The following is a 274-nucleotide window of genomic DNA, read 5'->3' on the forward strand; positions in this document are numbered from 1 at the left end:
TGGCTGCTGAAGATTAAGTGTAGGGGCGGGCTTGCTCGCGAAAGCGGTGGTTCAGCCAGATGCTGGACATGCCCAGCTTTGCTTTGCTTTGCTTTGCTTTGCTTTGCTTTGGATCTTGATCTTGATCTTGATCTTGATCTGGACGCCCCATTAACCACGCTGGCCGAACGCAGGTATTGTGCAGTGGGCATCCCGGCATGGATGCCGGGATAGCCGCGATGGGCCATGGATGGCCCTTCGCGGCGGGCCCACGGAGCAATGCCGGAGTGAGGGC

The 274-nt window shown here is 58.4% G+C and carries 1 protein-coding gene; it reads left to right on the forward strand.

The features are described from left to right. The coding region (locus MA884_RS27850; RefSeq protein WP_256233488.1) for a hypothetical protein at window positions 1-213 on the forward strand (213 nt) is incomplete at its 5' end. Between the last annotated feature and the right edge of the window lie 61 nt (window positions 214-274).

The sequence above is a fragment of the Pseudomonas sp. Q11 genome (assembly GCF_024494355.1).
Classification (GTDB): domain Bacteria; phylum Pseudomonadota; class Gammaproteobacteria; order Pseudomonadales; family Pseudomonadaceae; genus Aquipseudomonas; species Aquipseudomonas hefeiensis.